This window comes from Pseudomonas sp. B22129, from assembly GCF_044218875.1.
Taxonomy (GTDB): domain Bacteria; phylum Pseudomonadota; class Gammaproteobacteria; order Pseudomonadales; family Pseudomonadaceae; genus Aquipseudomonas.
The window spans coordinates 466720-486528 of the sequence record NZ_CP162592.1; the positions used below are offsets into that span (position 1 = coordinate 466720).

General features: G+C 60.6%; 19 protein-coding genes and 1 pseudogene. 7 read left to right on the forward strand and 13 right to left on the reverse strand.

Annotated elements, in window-relative coordinates; genetic code table 11:
* The first annotated feature begins 146 nt into the window (after positions 1 to 146).
* Together AB4P94_RS02160 and AB4P94_RS02165 are read left to right on the forward strand one after the other, a co-directional pair.
* On the forward strand, positions 147 to 1172 hold the full coding sequence (locus AB4P94_RS02160; RefSeq protein ID WP_395609207.1) for an outer membrane protein assembly factor BamD: 1026 nt from the start codon (positions 147 to 149) through the stop codon (positions 1170 to 1172).
* A 124-nt stretch (positions 1173 to 1296) separates the two neighbouring features.
* Entirely contained in the window at positions 1297 to 1530 is a 234-nt protein-coding gene (locus AB4P94_RS02165) for a PP0621 family protein (protein WP_395609208.1), read from the forward strand.
* Here the strand turns inward: AB4P94_RS02165 and thiO are convergent.
* The 5 genes from thiO to pilV all read right to left on the reverse strand — a co-directional run bounded on the left by thiO (position 1517) and on the right by pilV (position 4817).
* On the reverse strand, positions 1517 to 2626 hold the full coding sequence (gene thiO, locus AB4P94_RS02170; protein ID WP_395609209.1) for a glycine oxidase ThiO: 1110 nt from the start codon (positions 2624 to 2626) through the stop codon (positions 1517 to 1519). The genes AB4P94_RS02165 and thiO overlap by 14 nt on opposite strands.
* Before the next feature lie 62 nt (positions 2627 to 2688).
* Positions 2689 to 3090, reverse strand: coding sequence for a type IV pilin protein (locus AB4P94_RS02175; RefSeq protein ID WP_395609210.1), 402 nt, complete (start codon positions 3088 to 3090; stop codon positions 2689 to 2691).
* Between the two features lie 11 nt (positions 3091 to 3101).
* A complete protein-coding gene (locus AB4P94_RS02180) occupies positions 3102 to 3620 on the reverse strand; it encodes a PilX N-terminal domain-containing pilus assembly protein (protein ID WP_395609211.1) in 519 nt (172 codons plus the stop codon).
* A complete protein-coding gene (locus AB4P94_RS02185) occupies positions 3607 to 4335 on the reverse strand; it encodes a PilW family protein (RefSeq protein ID WP_395609212.1) in 729 nt (242 codons plus the stop codon). Before AB4P94_RS02185 ends, AB4P94_RS02180 begins: the two co-directional genes overlap by 14 nt.
* On the reverse strand, positions 4332 to 4817 hold the full coding sequence (pilV, locus tag AB4P94_RS02190; protein ID WP_395609213.1) for a type IV pilus modification protein PilV: 486 nt from the start codon (positions 4815 to 4817) through the stop codon (positions 4332 to 4334). Before pilV ends, AB4P94_RS02185 begins: the two co-directional genes overlap by 4 nt.
* A 204-nt stretch (positions 4818 to 5021) precedes the next feature.
* Between pilV and AB4P94_RS02195 the strand changes: the two are divergent.
* Positions 5022 to 5604, forward strand: a pseudogene (locus AB4P94_RS02195) (GspH/FimT family pseudopilin).
* Here AB4P94_RS02195 and ispH read toward each other — a convergent pair.
* The 6 genes from ispH to murJ form a co-directional block, all read right to left on the reverse strand.
* The gene (gene ispH / locus AB4P94_RS02200; protein ID WP_395609214.1) at positions 5558 to 6505 is read right to left on the reverse strand and encodes a 4-hydroxy-3-methylbut-2-enyl diphosphate reductase; all 948 of its coding nucleotides are present in this window, start codon (positions 6503 to 6505) and stop codon (positions 5558 to 5560) included. The pseudogene AB4P94_RS02195 and the gene ispH sit on opposite strands and share 47 nt — an antisense overlap.
* Before the next feature lie 159 nt (positions 6506 to 6664).
* Positions 6665 to 7102 carry a peptidylprolyl isomerase gene (locus AB4P94_RS02205; protein WP_395611282.1) on the reverse strand — a complete coding sequence of 146 codons (438 nt, stop codon included), beginning with the start codon at positions 7100 to 7102 and terminating at the stop codon, positions 6665 to 6667.
* A 7-nt stretch (positions 7103 to 7109) separates the two neighbouring features.
* Positions 7110 to 7622, reverse strand: a complete 513-nt coding sequence (lspA, locus tag AB4P94_RS02210) for a signal peptidase II (RefSeq protein ID WP_395609215.1) — start codon at positions 7620 to 7622, stop codon at positions 7110 to 7112.
* Positions 7615 to 10446: an isoleucine--tRNA ligase gene (gene ileS, locus AB4P94_RS02215; protein ID WP_395609216.1), complete on the reverse strand. Its 2832-nt coding sequence runs from the start codon at positions 10444 to 10446 to the stop codon at positions 7615 to 7617. The genes lspA and ileS overlap by 8 nt, the downstream gene beginning before the upstream one ends.
* A 14-nt stretch (positions 10447 to 10460) precedes the next feature.
* Positions 10461 to 11399 (reverse strand): bifunctional riboflavin kinase/FAD synthetase, encoded by a 939-nt coding sequence (ribF, locus tag AB4P94_RS02220; protein WP_078740647.1) that lies wholly within the window; start codon positions 11397 to 11399, stop codon positions 10461 to 10463.
* A gap of 119 nt (positions 11400 to 11518) precedes the next feature.
* Positions 11519 to 13057, reverse strand: coding sequence for a murein biosynthesis integral membrane protein MurJ (gene murJ, locus AB4P94_RS02225; protein ID WP_395609217.1), 1539 nt, complete (start codon positions 13055 to 13057; stop codon positions 11519 to 11521).
* A 253-nt stretch (positions 13058 to 13310) separates the two neighbouring features.
* Here murJ and rpsT point away from each other — a divergent pair, with 253 nt between their 5' ends.
* Positions 13311 to 13589: a 30S ribosomal protein S20 gene (rpsT, locus tag AB4P94_RS02230; protein WP_003171647.1), complete on the forward strand. Its 279-nt coding sequence runs from the start codon at positions 13311 to 13313 to the stop codon at positions 13587 to 13589.
* A gap of 285 nt (positions 13590 to 13874) precedes the next feature.
* Here rpsT and AB4P94_RS02235 read toward each other — a convergent pair whose 3' ends face one another.
* Positions 13875 to 14360: a peptidylprolyl isomerase gene (locus AB4P94_RS02235; RefSeq protein ID WP_003188398.1), complete on the reverse strand. Its 486-nt coding sequence runs from the start codon at positions 14358 to 14360 to the stop codon at positions 13875 to 13877.
* On the opposite strand from AB4P94_RS02235, the gene AB4P94_RS02240 reads away from it, so the two are divergent.
* The 3 genes from AB4P94_RS02240 (at position 14359) to AB4P94_RS02250 (ending at position 17728) form a co-directional block, all read left to right on the forward strand.
* Positions 14359 to 14649, forward strand: coding sequence for a DUF3565 domain-containing protein (locus tag AB4P94_RS02240; RefSeq protein WP_395611283.1), 291 nt, complete (start codon positions 14359 to 14361; stop codon positions 14647 to 14649). The two genes, AB4P94_RS02235 and AB4P94_RS02240, sit on opposite strands and share 2 nt — an antisense overlap.
* A 79-nt stretch (positions 14650 to 14728) precedes the next feature.
* Complete coding sequence (pta, locus tag AB4P94_RS02245) at positions 14729 to 16828, forward strand: phosphate acetyltransferase (RefSeq protein WP_016971193.1); 2100 nt, start codon at positions 14729 to 14731, stop codon at positions 16826 to 16828.
* Positions 16829 to 17728: an acyltransferase gene (locus AB4P94_RS02250; protein ID WP_395609218.1), complete on the forward strand. Its 900-nt coding sequence runs from the start codon at positions 16829 to 16831 to the stop codon at positions 17726 to 17728.
* 177 nt (positions 17729 to 17905) lie between these two features.
* Here the strand turns inward: AB4P94_RS02250 and cysN are convergent, their stop codons facing one another.
* The gene (cysN, locus tag AB4P94_RS02255; protein WP_395609219.1) at positions 17906 to 19804 is read right to left on the reverse strand and encodes a sulfate adenylyltransferase subunit CysN; all 1899 of its coding nucleotides are present in this window, start codon (positions 19802 to 19804) and stop codon (positions 17906 to 17908) included.
* Positions 19805 to 19809: the final 5 nt, after the last annotated feature.

Genomic DNA, 19809 nt, shown 5'->3' on the forward strand with positions numbered 1-19809 from the left:
CAGACTAGGCGTGGCACAGCCTTTGGTTTCGGCTGCGCGCTTGTGGTTAAATACGGCGTCTTTTGCCCCGAGGCTTTCAACGGGGCGCTCATCATAACAGGACGGCCCCGCCCAAGACAGCGGCCGTCATAGGGACGCAAGCCGCCATGCAAGTGAAACACCTGCTGCTGATCGCCATCCTCGCCATGACTGCTGCTTGCTCGTCAACAAAGGAAGTCGTCGACGAAAACCTGAGCGAAGTCGAGTTGTATCAACTGGCTCAGAAAGACTTGGACAATAATAGCTACACCAGCGCCACAGCGAAGCTGAAGGCCCTGGAGTCGCGCTATCCGTTCGGGCGCTATGCCGACCAGGCCCAGCTTGAGTTGATCTACGCCAACTACAAGAACGCCGAGCCGGAAGCCGCCAAGTCCGCCGCCGAGCGCTTTATCCGCCTGCATCCGCAGCACCCGAACGTCGACTACGCCTACTACATGAAAGGCCTGACCTCGTTCGACCAGGATGTTGGCCTGCTGGCGCGTTTCCTGCCGCTGGACATGACCAAGCGTGACCCGGGTGCTGCCCGCGACTCCTACAACGAGTTCGCCCAGCTGACCAGCCGCTACCCGAACAGCCGCTACGCGCCGGACGCCAAGCAGCGCATGATCTACCTGCGCAACCTGCTGGCTTCCTACGAGATTCACGTAGCCGACTACTACCTGACCCGTCAGGCCTATGTAGCCGCAGCAAACCGTGGCCGTTACGTGGTTGAGAACTTCCAGGAAACCCCTTCCGTGGGTGACGGTCTGGCGGTGATGACCCAGGCTTACCAGGCACTGCACCTGGACGCACTGGCTGCTACCAGCCTGGAAACCCTGAAGCTTAACTACCCGGACTCCCCAAACCTGAAAGACGGCCAGCTCGTGCCTCGGGTTGCCGAAGCCGACAACCGTTCGTGGCTGAGCAAATACACCCTGGGCCTGATCAGCTCCCGTCCACCGTTGCCGCCGGGCGAGACCCGCGCCAACCAGGACGTGATGAAGCAGTTCCAGGACGCCAAGGATGCCATTCCTTCGGAGCTCAAGCCGCATGACGCCAACGGCGACGTGATCGAAGAAGAAGCGCCACAGGCGCTTGGCAACAATCAAGACCGCTCGTGGTTCAGCTACATGACCTTCGGCATCTTCGACTGATCTGTCGACACACCCGAAAAAGGGAGCCTTCGGGCTCCCTTTTTTGTGGGCCAGCGTTATTGCGCTGTGCGCCTGCCACGTCCTTGGCTAAACTGGCGCATTCCCTGTCGAGAAACTGCCCATCATGGTTCGTCTACTGTTCTGGATTGCTGTCATTGCTGCCGCGGTTTGGTTCTGGCGCAAGTTCAAAAGCCCAGCCGCCAAGCAGCAGCGCTCCGGCGAGCCTGAAGCCGCCTTGATGGTGCGCTGCGCCCACTGCGGCGTGCACTTGCCGCAAAATCGCGCATTAAGCTCACGCCAGGAGTGGTACTGCACCCAGGCACACCTGGAACAAGGGCCGAAGTCTATCCAGCGTTGATTCGGCCTTGCGGGGCATAAGGCGCCGGGTCGATGATCGGCGCATGCCCCAGCAACAAGTCGGCAAATAACTGGCAGGACGCCGGTGCCAGTACCAGGCCGTTGCGGTAATGCCCGCAATTGAGCCACAACCCTTTGAAGCCCGGAACCTCGCCGATATAAGGGATGCCCTCCGGCGAACCAGGGCGCAAGCCAGCCCAATGCCCGACAACTTCGGCGTCCGCCAACGCGGGAATCAATTCCACCGCCGAGGCCTTGAGGCTTTCCAGTGCCGACTCGGTCGGCGTCTTGTCGAAGCCCTCATGCTCCAGCGTGCTGCCAATCAGAATGTGCCCGTCACGCCGCGGGATCGCGTAGCGCCCTTTGGCCAGAACCATACTCGAGAGGAAGTCTGCCGCGCATTTATACAAAATCATTTGGCCTTTGACGGGCTCCACCGGTAGCGCCAAACCCAGCTTGCCGAGCAACTCCCCACTCCAGGCGCCTGCAGCCAACACGACCTGATCGCCAGAAATCTGCCCGGTGGCGGTGTTCACCCCCACCACGTTGCCGCCTTCGAGAACAAAGCCATGCACTTCGCACTGCTCGTGAATGGTCACGCCGGGAAGTGCCAGCAGCGCTGCCTTGAGGGACTTGACCAGCCGCGGGTTGCGCACATTGGCCACATCGGCCATGTAGATCGCCCGGGAATAACCACCGCCCAGTACCGGGACCGCATCATGGGCAGCCGACACGTCCACTTTGCTCAATGGCCGGCCTTCGCGGGCAGCCCAAGCCAGCGCCTCGGCCTCGTCATCCAGGTCCAGCCAATAGAGCCCCGTGGTATGCACCTGCGGGTCGACGCCCGTGGCCGCGAACAATCGCTCGGCCAACTGCGGATAAAAATCCTGGGACCAATGGGCCAAGGCAGTGACCGCCGGGCTATAGCGCCACGGATACAATGGCGAAACAATTCCGCCACCCGCCCATGAGGATTCCTGCCCGAGCCCGGAACGCTCCAGCAGCACGACGGCCTGACCGTGGGTGGCGAGGTTGAACGCCGTCAACAACCCGATTACGCCGCCGCCGACAATCACTACTTGCTGTTGCTTAGCCATCATTTGTTCCAGCCGATAAAAAGGGAAAAGCGCGCCTGGCGCCCATTCATCCAACACTCTCATCATTGCCCCCAGCACGCCCGGTGCGACGTTTCAGGTAGCGCGCCAGTGTTGCTGCGCCCGCCGGTGCTGGTCAGGCCGAATTCGCCACAAGGGTCGCCGGCCATGACAGAGCCGACGACCGGCGTGGCTACCAGGCTGAATACCTGAGGCTGCAATGCAGCGCTGATTCTATAGCGATCATTGCCCTCACTGACGCCGCTTGCATCAATAAAAGTGCCGTTGCGCGTGTAAAAGCGCTCTAGGTACTGTGCTTGCTCCGTCAGCAACGCAACAATTTCTGCGCGATAAGCCTTTCTTACGTGCCCGGTGTAGCCGGGGTAAGCGATCCCGGCCAGCAAAGCAATAATCAAAACAGCGATCAGTAGCTCGATCAAAGTAAAACCCTGGCAATCCTTGCCCATTGGTAAGTTCCTTACTGAAGTTGCCGCCATAAAACCCGTCGAAGTCTCCCGCCAGGCCCCTCATTCGCCTGCGCATACACCGCCTCGAGAACCGTGCGCGACTGCCCCATGAACCCGACCGCCGTCACCCGGTATAACGCCGTCGGCTTCCCGCCGGGCTGATCTGCCAGCCCCAACGACTGGACCCCATAGAGGCCGCCCGCCAAGGCAACCCAGGTGACCGCTGACACAGAATGCGTCCCGGCACTGATCACCGAGTACGATTCTTGCGGCGGCGCACAGGTGCTGATGGATTGACACAACGGCAGTGCACTCCCCGCTTTCCTGATCACCCATGCCCCCTGCTCCAGCCCGCTTTCTGCAGATTGAAATGACTGATTACGATGCCAGAGGCTGCCGGCGATTTTTTGCTGGGACACCGCCCCCTGCATCGACGCCAGGCCGGCCAGTGATAAAACCAGCAGAAATAACAGGCTGATCAACAACACCATGCCGTTCTGCCGAAAACAGATGCGCTCAACGCTTGTCATGGTCGCCCCGCCCCAGCCGGTTACGCAGTGCCGCCACCACGCTGTAATCCTGATCTTTCACGCGCCCGGAGGGGTCACGCAGCGTCATGTGGATACGTACGCTGCGTATCAGCGACTCATCGGCCGGGCTCGCGTCATACCGCAAAATTCCCTTCGACCCCGCGTCGGCCGCCATGCCGAAACTGATCTCGAATGCCTGTACGTTATCCACCAACACCGTCCTGGCCGGTGCCGCGAGTGTGCTGACTTTCAATTGGCCGGTCTCGAAGGTGTAGGTGAGTTGGCGTATCGCAAACCGTATCTGGCCGGGTGCCGGCGACGGCGAATTACCCGCATAAGCATGGGCAGTGCTGCGACAATCGGAAAGCACGGTCCAGTCAGGCGCGCCGCCGTCACTGCCGACATCGGCGGTGACCAGCGTCAGAGACCGGGCGCTCCCGGAGGCGCTCCAACCGACAGGCCGGTCAAACGCTGCCGGCGCATTGTCGATAGCCGCCACTTCCAGGCAGCCAAACATGCCTGCCTGACGGATATCCTGGATCATCTTGCCCAATACAAACCGGGCATCATCCTGAAGCAACGTTGCGGCTTGCTGGGCAGACTGAGTCGCCCGGGAACTGATCACCACCCGGCTGATTCCGAGCAGGAGTACCAACCCGACCGCCAGCGCCAGCAGCATTTCCACCAGGCTGAACCCCCTGACAGAACGATTCATTGCCCCCCCTCTGAATCACTGGCAATACGGCTGGTCAGGCTGAACGTTTCCCGCGCAGCTGGCGTATTTGCGCCCCTGGCGTCATCCCAACTGATGCTGACCGTCACTTCGCTGCCGCTGACAGCCACCGAGCCCTTGCCGCCCGCCCCGGCAAACCCGGCGATGTTGGCCTCAAAGTCATGAAGGTCCAATGCTCGTACGCTGGCACCTGCCGTACCGGGTGATGCGCTGCCGGCTTGATTCCAGGTGTAATCGGCGCCCGAGTTGGCGCGCACCCGGTCCAGCATGTCGTAGGCAATGAAGCTGGCCTGGCTGGTCATCCGCGAACTGTCGGTGTACTTGAGGGCATTGAGCTGAATCACCGCAGCACCGAGCAGGCCCACCGCGAGAATCAGCACCGACACCAGCACTTCGACCAGCGTCATGCCGGATTGCTGGTGATGCCGGGGGCTGGAAAAATGTGTGTTCAGGGGTGCAGACATTCCCGTCGTCGTCCATGTCGAAGGCCTGAGAAGCAGCAGAAAACTGCTGTGCGGCCCAAGACTAGCGCCGGATTTTGGCCCGCGCTGCTCCCGGAACAAAGGGAAATACTTTGGACATAAAGGCCATCATTCAGCGCTACATATCCAGGGCTATACCTGAATCTACCGGCTCAAACACACACTGCGTCCACGGAGGGACGGCCCATGAAACAACGAGGCTTTACCCTGATCGAGTTGCTGTTCGCCCTGCTGCTGAGCGGCATCCTGGTGCAAATGACGGTGCCCGGCTTCAAGGGGCTGCTGGAATCACGGCACAGAAGTCTGGCGGCAAACGCGCTGGCGGAGGGCTTGCGTTTCGCGCGCGCCGAAGCCATCGCTCGCAATCGCGCCGTGATTATTCAGGCGCAGGGTGACGACTGGGGCCAAGGATGGCGAGTGATCGTTGATGTCAGCGGGCGCGGCCATCTGGACGACAACAACCCGCTGCTTCTGGAGCGTCAAGGCAGCGGGCGTGCTGTGATTGCAGGCAATGGGCCGGTCAAGACCCAGGTGCGTTTCAGCGGGCTGGGCGAACCGGTTTTTGCGCGCGGGGGCTTTCGTGCCGGCACCCTGCACGTGTGCGATGCGGCGCGGGCACAGAGCATCTTTCAAGTGGTACTGGCGCCTAGCGGAAGGATCAGCCTGCGCAGTGATAATACCGAGCAGGCTTTATGCCGAGGCTGATCCGGGACCTTGCGAGGTCAGAGCAGCGAGCGAACCCGCAACTCTTTGGGCATGGAGAACGTGATGTTCTCTTCGCGACCGGCCAACTCGTCGGCGCCGGTGGCACCCCAGGCCTGCAACTGCTGGATCACACCACGCACCAGTACTTCCGGGGCCGAGGCGCCTGCGGTAATGCCAATGCGCTCGACACCATCGAACCAGTTGCGCTGCAGGTCTTCGGCGCCATCGATCAGGTAGGCCGGTGTCGCCATGCGCTCAGCCAGCTCGCGCAGACGGTTGGAGTTGGAGCTGTTCGGGCTGCCAACCACCAGGACCACATCACATTCATTGGCCAATTGCTTGACCGCATCCTGGCGATTTTGCGTGGCGTAGCAAATGTCATCCTTGCGCGGGCCGCCAATCGCCGGGAAGCGCGTGCGCAGGGCATCGATCACGCGGCTGGTGTCATCCATGGACAAGGTGGTCTGGGTAACGAAGGCCAAACGGTCAGGGTTGCGCACCTGCAGGTTGGCGACGTCTTTCTCGTCTTCCACCAGGTAGATTGCGCCGCCATTGCTGGCGTCGTACTGCCCCATGGTGCCTTCAACTTCCGGATGGCCAGCGTGACCGATCAGGATGCATTCACGGCCATCACGGCTGTATTTAGCCACTTCGATGTGCACCTTGGTCACGAGCGGGCAAGTCGCGTCGAACACCTTCAGGCCACGGCCAGCCGCTTCGTTGCGCACGGCCTGGGAAACACCGTGGGCACTGAAAATGACGATGACGTCGTCCGGCACCTGCTCGAGTTCTTCAACAAATATGGCGCCGCGGGCGCGCAGGTCTTCGACCACGAATTTGTTGTGGACCACTTCATGGCGCACGTAAATCGGTGGCCCGAAGACTTCCAAAGCGCGGTTGACGATTTCGATCGCCCGGTCCACGCCAGCGCAGAAGCCACGGGGGTTGGCGAGTTTGATTTGCATGCTGTGCCTCGTGTCTTGCAGCGCAAGAAATTGGATCTTGTGGGAGCTGGCTTGCCTGCGATGCAGACACCACGGTGTATCAGGTACACCAGGATGATGCTATCGCAGGCAAGCCAGCTCCCACACAAGCCAGCGCCCGCAGGCACCGGTTTTTGTCAGTCAGAGCGCTTTAACGTCGAATATTTCAACATCAAAGGTCAAGGTTTTACCGGCCAACGGGTGGTTGAAGTCGATGGTCACTTGCGTGTCATCGAAAGTTTTAACCACGCCGGGCAGTTCGGTATTCGCCGCATCATTGAAGATCACCAGCAGGCCTTCCGAAAGGTCCATGCCTTCGAATTGCGAGCGCGGAATGATCTGCACGTTTTGCGGGTTGGGCTGGCCAAAGGCGTTTTCCGGCAGGATTTGCAGGGTGCGCTTGTCGCCAGCCTTGAAACCGAACAGGGCCGCTTCGAAACCCGGCAACAGGTTACCGTCGCCAACCTTGAAGGTAGCCGGGGTTTTGTCGAATGTGCTGTCGACCGTGTCGCCATTCTCCAGGCGCAGTGCGAAATGCAAAGTGACTTCCGTGTTCTGGCCAATACGTTGCTCAGCCAATACCTGATCAGTCATTGACGGTCTCTCCGGTTTTCTTGCTCTTGAACATATCCAACGCCAGCATGATTGCACCGACGGTGATGGCGCTGTCGGCAAAGTTGAACGCCGGGAAGTACCAGCGGTTCTGCCAATGCACCAGAATGAAGTCGATCACATGGCCCAGCGCAATGCGGTCGTACAGGTTGCCCAGCGCACCGCCCAGCACCAGGGCGAGGGCAATGGCCAACCAGGTGTCATCGCGGCCGAGGCGCTTGAGCCACACCACCAGCACCGCACTGACCACCACGGCGATCAGGGCAAACAGCCAACGTTGCCAGCCGCCGCTATCAGCCAAAAAGCTGAAAGCGGCGCCCGTGTTGTAGGCCAGGGTCCAGCTGAAGTAATCCGGGATCACCACGATTTGCTGGAACATCTGCAGGGAGCCTTCGAAGTGAGCCTTGCTGACCTGATCAATGATCAGGACCAGCACACTCAATACGAGCCAGCCCAGACGTCCGAAACGGCTGGAAGCATTAGGCATAGTGGCGAACCTCGCCAGCACCGCTGATGTTATCGACGCAACGACCGCAGATTTCCGGGTGCTCAGGGTTCACGCCGACGTCTTCACGGCAGTGCCAGCAACGGGCGCATTTCGGGAAGGCCGACTTGACCACTTTAAGCTTCAGACCCGGAACTTCCGTGGCAACCGCATCCGCCGGGGCTTGGGCAAATGGCGCCAGGCTCGCGGTGGACGTAATCAGCACGAAGCGCAGCTCGTTGCTCAGCTTGGCCAGGTCGGCGGTCAGGCCTTCCTCGGCAAACAGGGTGACTTCGGCTTGCAGGTTGCCACCGACGGCCTTGGCCGCACGCTGCACTTCCAGCTCCTTGTTCACCGCGACCTTGACGGCCATCACGCCTTCCCAGTACTCGCGGCCCAGTTCGAAGTCGGCCGGCAGCTCGGTCAGGCCTTCGTACCAGGTGTTGAGCATCACGGACTCGTTGCGCTCGCCCGGCAGATACTCCCACAACTCGTCGGCGGTGAAGGCCAGGATCGGCGCGATCCAGCGCACCAGCGCTTCACTGATGTGGTACAGCGCGGTCTGCGCCGAACGACGCGCCTTGCTGTTGGCGGCGGTGGTGTACTGGCGGTCCTTGATGATGTCGAGGTAGAAACCACCCAGCTCCTGCACGCAGAAGTTGTGGATCTTCGAGTACACGTTCCAGAAACGGTATTCGCCGTAGTGCTCCTGCAACTCGCGCTGCAGCAACAGGGTACGGTCCACGGCCCAACGGTCCAGGGCAAGCATGTCCTCGGATGCCAGGATATCGGTGGCCGGGTTGAAACCGGTCAGGTTCGACAGCAGGAAGCGTGCGGTATTGCGGATGCGGCGGTAGGCATCGGCGCTGCGGGCCAGGATCTGGTCCGACACGGCGATTTCGCCCGAATAATCGGTCGACGCTACCCACAGACGCATGATGTCGGCGCCCAGGGTGTCGTTGATCTTTTTCGGTTCGATCACGTTCTTCAGCGACTTGGACATCTTGCGGCCCGTCTCGTCGACGGTGAAACCGTGGGTCAGCAGTTCGCGGTACGGCGCGTGGTTGTCGATGGCGCAGCCTGTCAGCAACGACGAGTGGAACCAGCCACGGTGTTGGTCCGAGCCTTCGAGGTACAGGTCGGCACGCGGGCCGGTCTCGTGGCCCATCGGGTGCGAGCCGCGCAACACGTGCCAGTGGGTGGTACCCGAGTCGAACCAGACGTCGAGGGTGTCGCTGATCTTGTCGTACAGCGGCGCTTCGTCGCCCAGCAGTTCGGCGGCGTCCATCTTGAACCAGGCTTCGATGCCTTCTTGTTCAACGCGCTGGGCAACGATTTCCATCAGTTCGACGGTGCGCGGGTGCAGTTCGCCGCTTTCCTTGTTCAGGAAGAACGGGATCGGTACGCCCCAGTTACGCTGGCGGGAGATGCACCAGTCCGGGCGGTTGGCGATCATCGAGTGCAGGCGCGCCTGGCCCCAGGCCGGGACGAACTGGGTGTCTTCGATGGCTTTGAGCGAGCGCACGCGCAGGGTGTCGCCGCTGGTTGGCTCTTTGTCCATGCCGATGAACCACTGCGCAGTCGCGCGGTAGATCAGCGGGGTCTTGTGACGCCAGCAGTGCATGTAGCTGTGCTTGATAGTGTCGGATTTCACCAACGCACCGACTTCGCTCAGCTTTTCGATGATCGCAGGGTCGGCCTTGAAGATGAATTGGCCGCCGAAGAACTCCAGCGACGGCGCATACACACCGTTGCTTTGCACCGGATTGATGATGTCATCGTTGACCATGCCGTACTTCTTGCAGATCACGAAGTCGTCTACGCCATAGGCCGGCGAGCAGTGAACGATGCCAGTACCCGAACCCAGTTCGACGTAGTCAGCCAGGTACACCGGCGACAGGCGGTCATAGAACGGGTGGCGGAAGTTGATCAGCTCCAGCGCAGTGCCGGTGGTGGTCGCGATGACCGAACCTTGCAGCTCGTAACGGGCCAGGCAGGCTTCAACCATTTCCTCGGCCAGTACCAGCAAGCGATCACCGACGTCCACCAGGGCGTAGGTGAACTCCGGGTGCACGTTCAGCGCCTGGTTGGCGGGGATGGTCCACGGGGTGGTGGTCCAGATCACGATGGCCGCTGGTTTGCTCAAGCTTGCCAGGCCAAAAGCCTCGGCCAGTTTGGCCTCGTCGGCGATCGGGAAGGCCACGTCGATGGTCGAGGATTTCTTGTCTTCGTACTCGACTTCCGCTTCGGCCAGGGCCGAACCGCAGTCGAAGCACCAGTTCACAGGCTTGAGGCCCTTGAACACGAAACCGCCTTTGACGATTTCGGCCAAGGCACGGATTTCACCGGCCTCGTTCTTGAAGTTCATGGTCTTGTAAGGGTTGTCCCACTCGCCCAACACGCCCAGGCGGATGAATTCGGACTTCTGCCCTTCGATCTGCTCGGTGGCGTAGGCGCGGCACAGTTCGCGGGTTTTATCCGCGCCCAGGTTCTTGCCGTAGGTCACTTCGACTTTGTGTTCGATCGGCAGGCCGTGGCAGTCCCAGCCCGGAACATAAGGCGCGTCGAAGCCCGAAAGGGTTTTCGAACGCAGGATCATGTCCTTGAGAATCTTGTTCAGCGCATGACCGATGTGAATCGTGCCGTTGGCATAAGGAGGGCCGTCGTGCAGGACGAATTTCGGACGATCCTTGCCAATTTCGCGCAACTTTCCGTACAGGCCAATACTGTCCCAGCGCTGCAGGATCTGCGGTTCGCGCTGTGGCAGGCCGGCCTTCATTGGGAAGGCGGTGTCCGGAAGGTTTAGCGTGGCTTTATAGTCGGTCATTTAAGGCTCTTCGGTTAGCGATGGGCGCTAGGTGCGGCTAGTGCACGGGCGGCGGCGACATCCGCATTGATCGCCGTTTTCAACGCCTCAAGGGAGGCGAAACGCTGCTCTTCACGCAGCTTCTGGTGGAAAACCACCGTCAAACGCCGGTCATACAGATCACCGGCAAAATCCAAAAGGTGAACTTCCAGGTGGGCCTTGCCATCACCTGCAACCGTGGGCCTGACGCCTATGTTGGCGACTCCCGGCCACGGTTGGCCGTCGATGTCGACGCTGACCAGGTAAACCCCGGTCAGCGGCACACGGCGGCGCTTGAGTTGCACGTTGGCGGTTGGCGTGCCCAGTTGGCGCGCCAGTTTCTGGCCGTGCAGTACCCGCCCGGCAATCCGGAACGGGCGACCGAGCAAACGCTCGGCCAAGGCGAAGTCGGCAGCGGCCAGGGCGTTACGTACCTGGGTACTGCTCACACGCAGGCCGTCCAGTTCGACGGTTTGCGCGGCTTCGACGGTAAAACCCTGGTTGACGCCCGCGTGTTGCAGGAAATCGAAATCGCCCACGCGGTCGCAACCGAAACGGAAGTCGTCGCCGACTTCCAGGTGCTGTACACCCAGGCCGTCAACGAGGATGCGGTCGACGAACTCGGCGGCGCTGAGGCTTTGCAGGCGCTGGTTAAAGGCCAGGCAAAGGACGCGGTCCACGCCCTCCTCGGCCAGCAATTGCAACTTGTCCCGCAGGCGGGCCAAGCGGGCCGGAGCTGTTTCGGGAGTGAAATATTCCCGCGGCTGCGGCTCAAAAATCACCACGCAGCTGGGCACGCCCAACTCGACCGCACGTTCACGCAGCCGGGCCAGGATAGCCTGGTGGCCACGGTGAACACCGTCAAAGTTGCCAATAGTGGCGACGCAGCCCCGATGCTCGGGGCGCAGGTTGTGGAGACCTCGAACCAGCTGCATAACGCGCTTCTTGCTCATAAAGTGGTCGATTATAACCACACCCGGCCCCGGACGACAGGCAACAGAACAGGCCAAATGGATCGAATCGATAAAACAACCGTTTTATCGCGGCAAAGTCTCTATCCCAACGACTTGCGATTGAAATCCCGCAGGCGGAAGCCTTGCAACAGCAACATCCCGAAGTACACCACCACACCGGCGACTACCAGGGTGCCAAGGCGCATGAAGCGCGCCAGCATGTGCCCCTCGTCCCAGGCGGGCATGAAGTGCATCAAGCCCAGCAGCACGGCGGACATCGCCCCTACCGCCACCAAAAGCTTGAAGGCAAACATCCCCCAGCCCGGCTGCGGCTGGAACATCTGCTGCTTGCGCAGTTGATAGAACAGCAGACCGGCGTTGATGCACGCGCCGGCGCTGATAGCCAGGGCGAGCCCGGCATGGGCCAGCGGGCCGATAAACACCAGATTGAGCAATTGGGTGACGATCAGTGTGAATACCGCAATTTTCACCGGCGTACGGATGTTTTGCTGGGCGTAGAAGCCCGGCGCCAGCACTTTGATCACGATGATGCCGAGTAGGCCGACGGAATAGGCGATCAGCGCACGCTGGGTCATGGAGGCGTCAAACGCGCTGAATTGGCCATATTGGAACAGCGATACGGTCAGCGGCTCGGCCAGAATCCCCAGGGCCAGAGAACACGGCAGCACCAGCACGAAGCACAGGCGCAGGCCCCAATCGAGGATGCGCGAGTATTCCTGACGGTCCTTGCTGGCGTAGGTGCGCGACAGGGTTGGCAACAAAATGGTGCCGAGGGCTACGCCGAGCACGCCGGACGGCAACTCCATCAGGCGGTCGGCGTAGTACATCCACGACACCGAGCCCGAGACCAGCAGCGAGGCAAATGCCGTGTTGATAATGAGGGAAATCTGGCTCACGGAAACGCCGAGGATCGCAGGCAGCATATTGCGCATCACGCGCCATACGCCGGTGTCTTTGAGATTCAGGCGTGGCAGCACGAGCATGCCGATCTTTTTCAGGTGTGGCAGCTGGTAGAGCAACTGCGCCAAGCCACCGGCCAACACCGCCCAGCCCAGGGCCATGACCGGCGGGTCGAAATACGGCGTAAGAAACAACGCGAAAATGATCATGCTGACGTTAAGCAGGGTCGGCACGAAGGCGGGCACCGAGAAGCGGTTCCAGGTGTTGAGAATCGCCCCGGCCAGCGACGACAGGGAAATCAGCAATATATAAGGAAAGGTCACCCGCAACAGATCAGTGGTCAGTGCGAACTTTTCCGGCGTATTGGCAAACCCGGGCGCCGTGGCCCAGATCACCCAGGGCGCGGCGAGCATGCCGGCGATGGTTACGAGCATCAGCACCAGGGTCAGCAAACCCGAGACGTAGGCAATAAAGGTGCGGGTCGCCTCCTCACCTTGCTGGGTCTTGTATTCGGCCAGAATCGGCACGAATGCCTGGGAAAACGCGCCCTCGGCGAAGATCCGCCGCAGCAGGTTGGGCAATTTAAAGGCAATAAAGAACGCATCCGTGGCCATGCTGGCGCCAAAAATGCGCGCCAGCAGGGTGTCACGCACAAACCCCAAAACCCGGGAGATCATCGTGATAGAGCTGACGGCAGCCAACGATTTGAGCAGATTCATTGAAAGAGTTTGCGCCTTTAGATAAAGAGCAGGCGAACAAAGCGCCTGTTTATGCGATACTGCGCGCCTGCAACAGCACAGAGCCAAAGCTCGCGAGTTTACAGGTCAAGCGCCGGAAATAAATCACCCGCCTCTTCAGATCGACCACTCAGCAGTTCGCATCAGCCGCCCTTGACAACCCATCAAGTCATCGGCATGATTCGCGGCCTATTTTGTTTGCTATTTCCTAAAAAGTCTTTCGAGGAGCTCGACGGTGGCCAACACACCTTCCGCCAAAAAACGTGCAAAACAGGCTGAGAAGCGTCGCAGCCACAACGCCAGCCTGCGTTCCATGGTTCGTACCTACATCAAGAATGTAGTTAAGGCCATCGACACCAAAGACGCTGAAAAAGCTCAAGCAGCTTACGTTCTGGCTGTGCCAGTTATCGACCGTATGGCCGATAAAGGCATCATCCACAAGAACAAGGCCGCTCGTCATAAGAGCCGCCTGAATGGCCACATCAAGGCTCTGAACGTCGCTGCAGCAGCCTAAGTGGTAACAACTGCCGCGTAACCCAGGTTACGCAACAGTTAAGAAATGCCCCGGACCGAAAGGTCCGGGGCATTTTTGTTTGTGCCTGATTTATGGGCCGTACAGATCCAAATGTGGGAGCGGGCTTGCTCGCGAATGCAGTATGCCAGTCGATACATTTGGTGGCTGACCCACCGCATTCGCGAGCAAGCCCGCTCCCACATTTTTTGACCGCATACATTCTCAGGCACAAAAAAAGCCCCGAACAGGTCGGGGCGTTTTTGCTACCGATTGATCAAACCACAATCAATGGTGGTGACCGCCTTCACCGTGCACGTGGCCGTGGGCCACTTCTTCCTGGGACGCGTCACGGATGGCAACGATCTTCACCTGGAAGTTCAGGCGCTGGCCAGCCAGCGGGTGGTTGCCGTCGACGGTCACGTCGTCGCCGTCCAGATCACGGATGGTGACGATCTGCATTTGGCCGTCCGGCGCGGAAGCGTGGAACTGCATGCCCACTTCCAGCTCGTCAACGCCTTCGAACATGCTGCGGCTCAGGGTGCTGACCAGTTCGGCCGAGTACTCGCCGTAGGCATCTTCAGGTTCTACGGCAACAGTCAGTTCATCACCAACGTTCTTGCCTTCCAGAGCCTTTTCCAGGCCCGGGATGATGTTGCCTGCGCCTTGCAGGTAGACCAGCGGCGCGCCGCCGGCGGAGCTGTCGATGACCTCACCAGCGTCGTTGGTCAGGGTATAGTCGATGGAGACAGCCTTGTTAGCGGCGATCGTCATGGGGCGAGACCTTTTGCATAAGAATGAAGAACGGACAAGTCTAAACAAGGATTTGCCCGAAAGCGAACAGAACCCGGACAGACGGGGCCGATCGACGGCATCCTTCATCATTGGCTTCCACCAGGATGAAGACCAGCACTGGGTCGCCGAGCTGTCCTGCGGCCACACCCAGCACCTGCGCCACCAGCCGCCATGGCAGTCCCGCGCCTGGGTGCTCGACGCCGCACAACGCCTTGAAAAAATAGGCCAACCCTTTGCTTGCGGCTGGTGTGCGCAACAGCACGAATAACGATAACCTTGGCACCTGATTCGCGGTAGGCGCCCAGCCATAGGGCGCCACCCAAGCCATGCACCTCCAGAGAATTCGCATGCAGACTTTTTTTATCGCGCCCACCGATTTTGGTGTGGGTCTGACCTCCATCAGCCTTGGGCTGGTGCGTACCCTTGAGCGAGCCGGGCTGAAAGTCGGCTTCTTCAAACCGATTGCCCAGCCGCACCCTGGCGACACCGGCCCTGAACGCTCCACCGAACTGGTGGCGCGCACCCACGGTTTGAAGCCGCCGCAACCTCTGGGCCTGGCCCATGTGGAGCGCATGCTCGGCGACGGCCAGCTCGATGAACTGCTGGAAGAAATCATCACGCTGTACCAGCAAGCCGCCGTGGGCAAGGACGTGCTGATCGTTGAAGGCATGGTGCCGACCCGCAGCGCCAGCTATGCCGCGCGGGTCAACCTGCACCTGGCCAAGAGCCTGGATGCGGAAGTGATTCTGGTCTCCGCGCCGGAAAACGAAGTGCTCACCGAGCTCTCCGGCCGCGTGGAGTTGCAGGCCCAACTGTTCGGCGGTCCGAAAGACCCGAAAGTGCTCGGCGTGATCCTCAACAAGGTGCGCACCGACGAAAGCATGGAAGCCTTCTCGGCGCGCCTCAAAGAGCATTCACCGTTGTTGCGCAGTGGCGACTTCCGCCTGCTCGGCTGCATCCCCTACCAGCCGGAACTCAACGCCCCGCGCACCCGCGACGTAGCCGACCTGATGGGCGCGCAGATCCTCAACGCCGGCGACTACGAAAGCCGGCGCATGACCAAAATCATCATCTGCGCGCGCACCATGCGCAACACCGTGGAGCTGCTCAAGCCCGGCGTGCTGGTGGTGACCCCGGGCGACCGTGACGACATCATCCTCGCCGTCAGCCTGGCCGCCATCAACGGCGTGCCCCTTGCCGGCCTACTGCTGACCAGCGACACCCTGCCCGACCCGCGCATCATGGATTTGTGCCGTGGCGCCTTCCAGGCGGGGCTGCCGGTGCTGTCGGTGAGCACCGGCTCCTACGACACGGCCAACCAGCTCAACAGCCTGAACAAGGAAATCCCGATTGATGACCGCGAGCGCGCGGAAATCATCACCGATTTTGTCGCCAGCCACCTCGATGCACGCTGGCTGCACCAACGCTGCGGCACGCCACGGGAGATGCGCCTGTCGCCGGCGGTGTTCCGCTATCAGCTGATTCAGCGCGCCCAGGCCGCCAACAAGCGCATCGTGTTGCCCGAAGGCAGCGAGCCGCTGACCGTGCAAGCCGCTGCCATCTGCCAGGCCCGGGGCATTGCGCGTTGCGTGCTGCTGGCCAAGCCGGCGGACGTGGAAGCCGTTGCCCGCGCCCAAGGCATCGAATTGCCCGAAGGCCTTGAAATTCTCGACCCGGACCTGATTCGTCAGCGCTACGTTGAGCCGATGGTTGCGCTGCGCAAAAGCAAGAGCCTCAACGCGCCGATGGCCGAGCAGCAGCTGGAAGACACGGTGGTGATTGCCACCATGATGCTCGCGCTGGATGAAGTGGACGGCCTGGTTTCCGGCGTCATCCACTCCACCGCCAACACCATCCGCCCTGCCCTGCAGCTTATTAAAACCGCGCCGGGCTGCACCTTGGTGTCGTCGGTGTTTTTCATGCTGTTTCCCGAGCAGGTGCTGGTGTATGGCGACTGTGTGATGAACCCGCACCCAAGCGCCGCTGAACTGGCGGAGATTGCCCTGCAAAGTGCCGACTCGGCCGCCGCCTTCGGCATTACGCCGCGTGTGGCGATGATCAGCTATTCCAGCGGCGACTCCGCCAGCGGTGAGGAAGTGGAGAAAGTCCGCGAAGCCACCCTGCTCGCCCATGAGCAGCAAAGCTCGCTGCTGATCGACGGCCCGCTGCAGTACGACGCCGCCGCCAATGAAACCGTGGCCCGGCAATTGGCACCTAACAGCCAAGTCGCCGGCAAAGCCACGGTGTTCGTGTTCCCGGACCTGAACACCGGCAACACGACGCACAAGGCGGTTCAACGCAGCGCCGACTGCGTGAGCCTCGGCCCGATGCTGCAAGGCCTGCGCAAACCGGTGAATGACTTGCCGCGTGGCGCCCAAGTTGACGACATCGTGTACACCATCGCGCTGACTGCGATCCAAGCCGCCAACCGACCTATGGATATCTAAATGCTGGATTTTCTACCTGCCGCCGTGCGCGGGGTGATCGCATCGTTGTTGCTGGCGCTGAATACGATCCTGCTGTGTTCGTTTCTGTTCATCGTCGCGCTGTTCAAGGCGCTGCCGTTTGCCAAGCGCTTCAGCGAATGGCTGATGAACCACACCCACGAAGCCTGGGTGACCAACAATAAGGGCTGGATGAACCTGGTGCGGCGCACGCGCTGGCACATCACTGGCCTTGAAGGGTTGGACTATGAGCACTCGTACCTGGTGACCAGCAACCACCAGAGCTGGGTCGACATCATGGTGTTGCAATACGTGCTCAACCGACGGATTCGCCCGCTGAAGTTCTTCCTCAAGCAGGAGCTGATCTGGGTACCGGTGATTGGCCTGGCCTGGTGGGCACTGGGTTTTCCGTTCATGAAGCGCTACAGCAAAGCCTATCTGGAAAAGCACCCGGAGAAGAAAGGCAAGGATCTGGAAACTACGCGCAAGACCTGTGCGAAGTTTCGCGACAACCCTGTAGGCATTTTCAACTTTGCCGAAGGCACACGGTTTACACCGGGCAAGCATGCGCAGCAGAAATCGCCGTTTCAATATTTGCTCAAGCCCAAGGCGGGCGGGATTGCGTTTGTGCTGGATGCCATGGGTGAACAGTTGAAGTCACTGGTCAATGTGACTATTCACTATCCGGCCGGGCGCCCTGGTTATTGGGATTTGCTGTGCGGGAATGTGAAGGACGTGGTGGTGCAGTTTGAAGAGGTGCAGATTCCGGCTGAGTTCATTGGCAAGAATTATGAGCAGGATGGGGAGTATCGGGCGGCGTTTCAGGGATGGATCAATAAGCTGTGGGAAGACAAGGATGCGCTGCTGGACACGCTGCACACACAGTTCCCAGGCAAACAGTGATCAAAATGTGGGAGCGGGCTTGCTCGCGAAGGCGGCGTGTCAGTCTCCAAATATGTTGGCTGAACCACTGCATTCGCGAGCAAGCCCGCTCCCACATTTGACCGAGTTGTTTTTATGCCCTCATAAAAAAGCCCGCCACCGAGTGATCGGTGGCGGGCTTTTTAGTCCGCGTGGCGCTTAGATCGCGCCGCGCTTGCGCAACAGCTCCAGCACTTGCTTGACGCTGTCTTCCAGCGACAGGGCCTGGGTGTCGATCACCAGATCGGCATTCAACGGCACATCGTACGGGAAGGACTCGCCAGGGATGTTATCCCCACCCGCGGCGTACAAACCTTGCGGATCACGCTCGGCGCACACCAGCGGCGATGCTTGCACGTAAACGGTCAGCAGACGGTCGCCGCCGATCAGCGCCTTGGCCTGTTCGCGGCCTTCGGCATCCGGGGCAACAAATGCGGCCAGGGTCAGCAGGCCCGCTTCGTTGAACTGACGCGCCACGTGCGCGGCACGACGCCAGTTCTCGGTGCGGCCGGCACGGTCCTGCGGCAAGCCCTTGTTCAGGTCGTGACGCAGGTTCTGGCCATCCAGCACGAACACTGCGCGGCCCATGTCGAAGAGCTTGCGCTCAACGGCATACGCCAGGGTGCTCTTGCCAGCGCCCGACAGGCCGCTGAACAACACGGTGGCCGGCTGCTGACCGAAGCGCAATGCACGCTCTTCGGTGGCTACATGGGCCAACTTGCCGTGCTGCGCCGCGCCGCCATGGCTGACCGGCGGTGCGATGATCATGCCTGCCGCCACGGTGCCGTTGGTCAAACGGTCGATGACGATAAACGCGCCGGTGGTGCGGTTGCTGTCGTAGCCGTCCAGGGCGATGGCAGCGTCGAGGCTGACCTTGACCCGGCCAATCTCGTTCAGCTGCAGCGAGCTCGCCGGGCCTTCGGCCAGGGTGTTTACGTCCACGCGGTGCACGATGCTGGTGATCGAACCCGGCACATAGCTGGTGGCGCGCTTGATGTCGTATTTCTTGCCGGGCAGCATCGGTTCTTCGGCCATCCACACCAGCATGGCGTCGAAGGCGTCAGTCACTTGCGGCACGTTGTCGGCGTGTACCAACAGGTCGCCACGGGAGATGTCGATCTCGTCTTCCATGGTCAGGGTCACGGCCTGGCCTGGGCCTGCGTGTTCCAGTTCACCTTCGAAGGTGACGATGGATTTGACACGGCTGCTCTTGCCCGACGGCAGCACCACCACTTCGTCGCCCTTGTGCACGATGCCGCTGGCCAGGGTGCCGGCGAAACCACGGAAGTTCAGGTTCGGGCGGTTGACGTACTGCACCGGGAAACGCAGGTCGGTGTAGTTGCGGTCGTTGGCGATCTCGACGGTTTCGAGGATTTCCATCAGCGATTGCCCGGTGTACCAGGGCGAACGCTCGCTCTTGTTCACCACGTTGTCGCCCTTGAGCGCCGACATTGGCACGAAGGCCAGGGTGCTTGGCTTGAACGCGATACCGTCGGCAAACTTCAGGTAGTCGGCCTTGATCGACTCGAACACGCTTTGGTCAAAGCCGTTGATGTCCATCTTGTTGATGGCCACCACGATGTGCTTGATGCCCAGCAACGAGGCGATAAAGCTGTGGCGACGGGTTTGGGTCTGCACGCCGTAGCGGGCGTCGATCAGGATAATCGCCAGGTCACAGGTGGAGGCACCGGTGGCCATATTGCGGGTGTACTGCTCATGGCCGGGGGTGTCGGCGATGATGAATTTGCGCTTGGCGGTGGAGAAGTAGCGATAGGCGACATCGATGGTGATGCCCTGCTCACGCTCGGCCTGCAGGCCGTCGACCAACAATGCCAGGTCGATGTCATCGCCGGTGGTACCGGATTTTTTCGAATCGCGGGTGATGGCTTCCAGGTGATCTTCGTAGATCATCTTGGAGTCGTGCAGCAGGCGCCCGATCAGGGTGCTCTTGCCGTCGTCGACGTTGCCGCAGGTCAGGAAGCGCAACATTTCCTTGCGCTCGTGCTGGCCCAGGTAGGCGAGGATGTCCTCGCTGATCAAATCAGATACGTGCGACATGACAA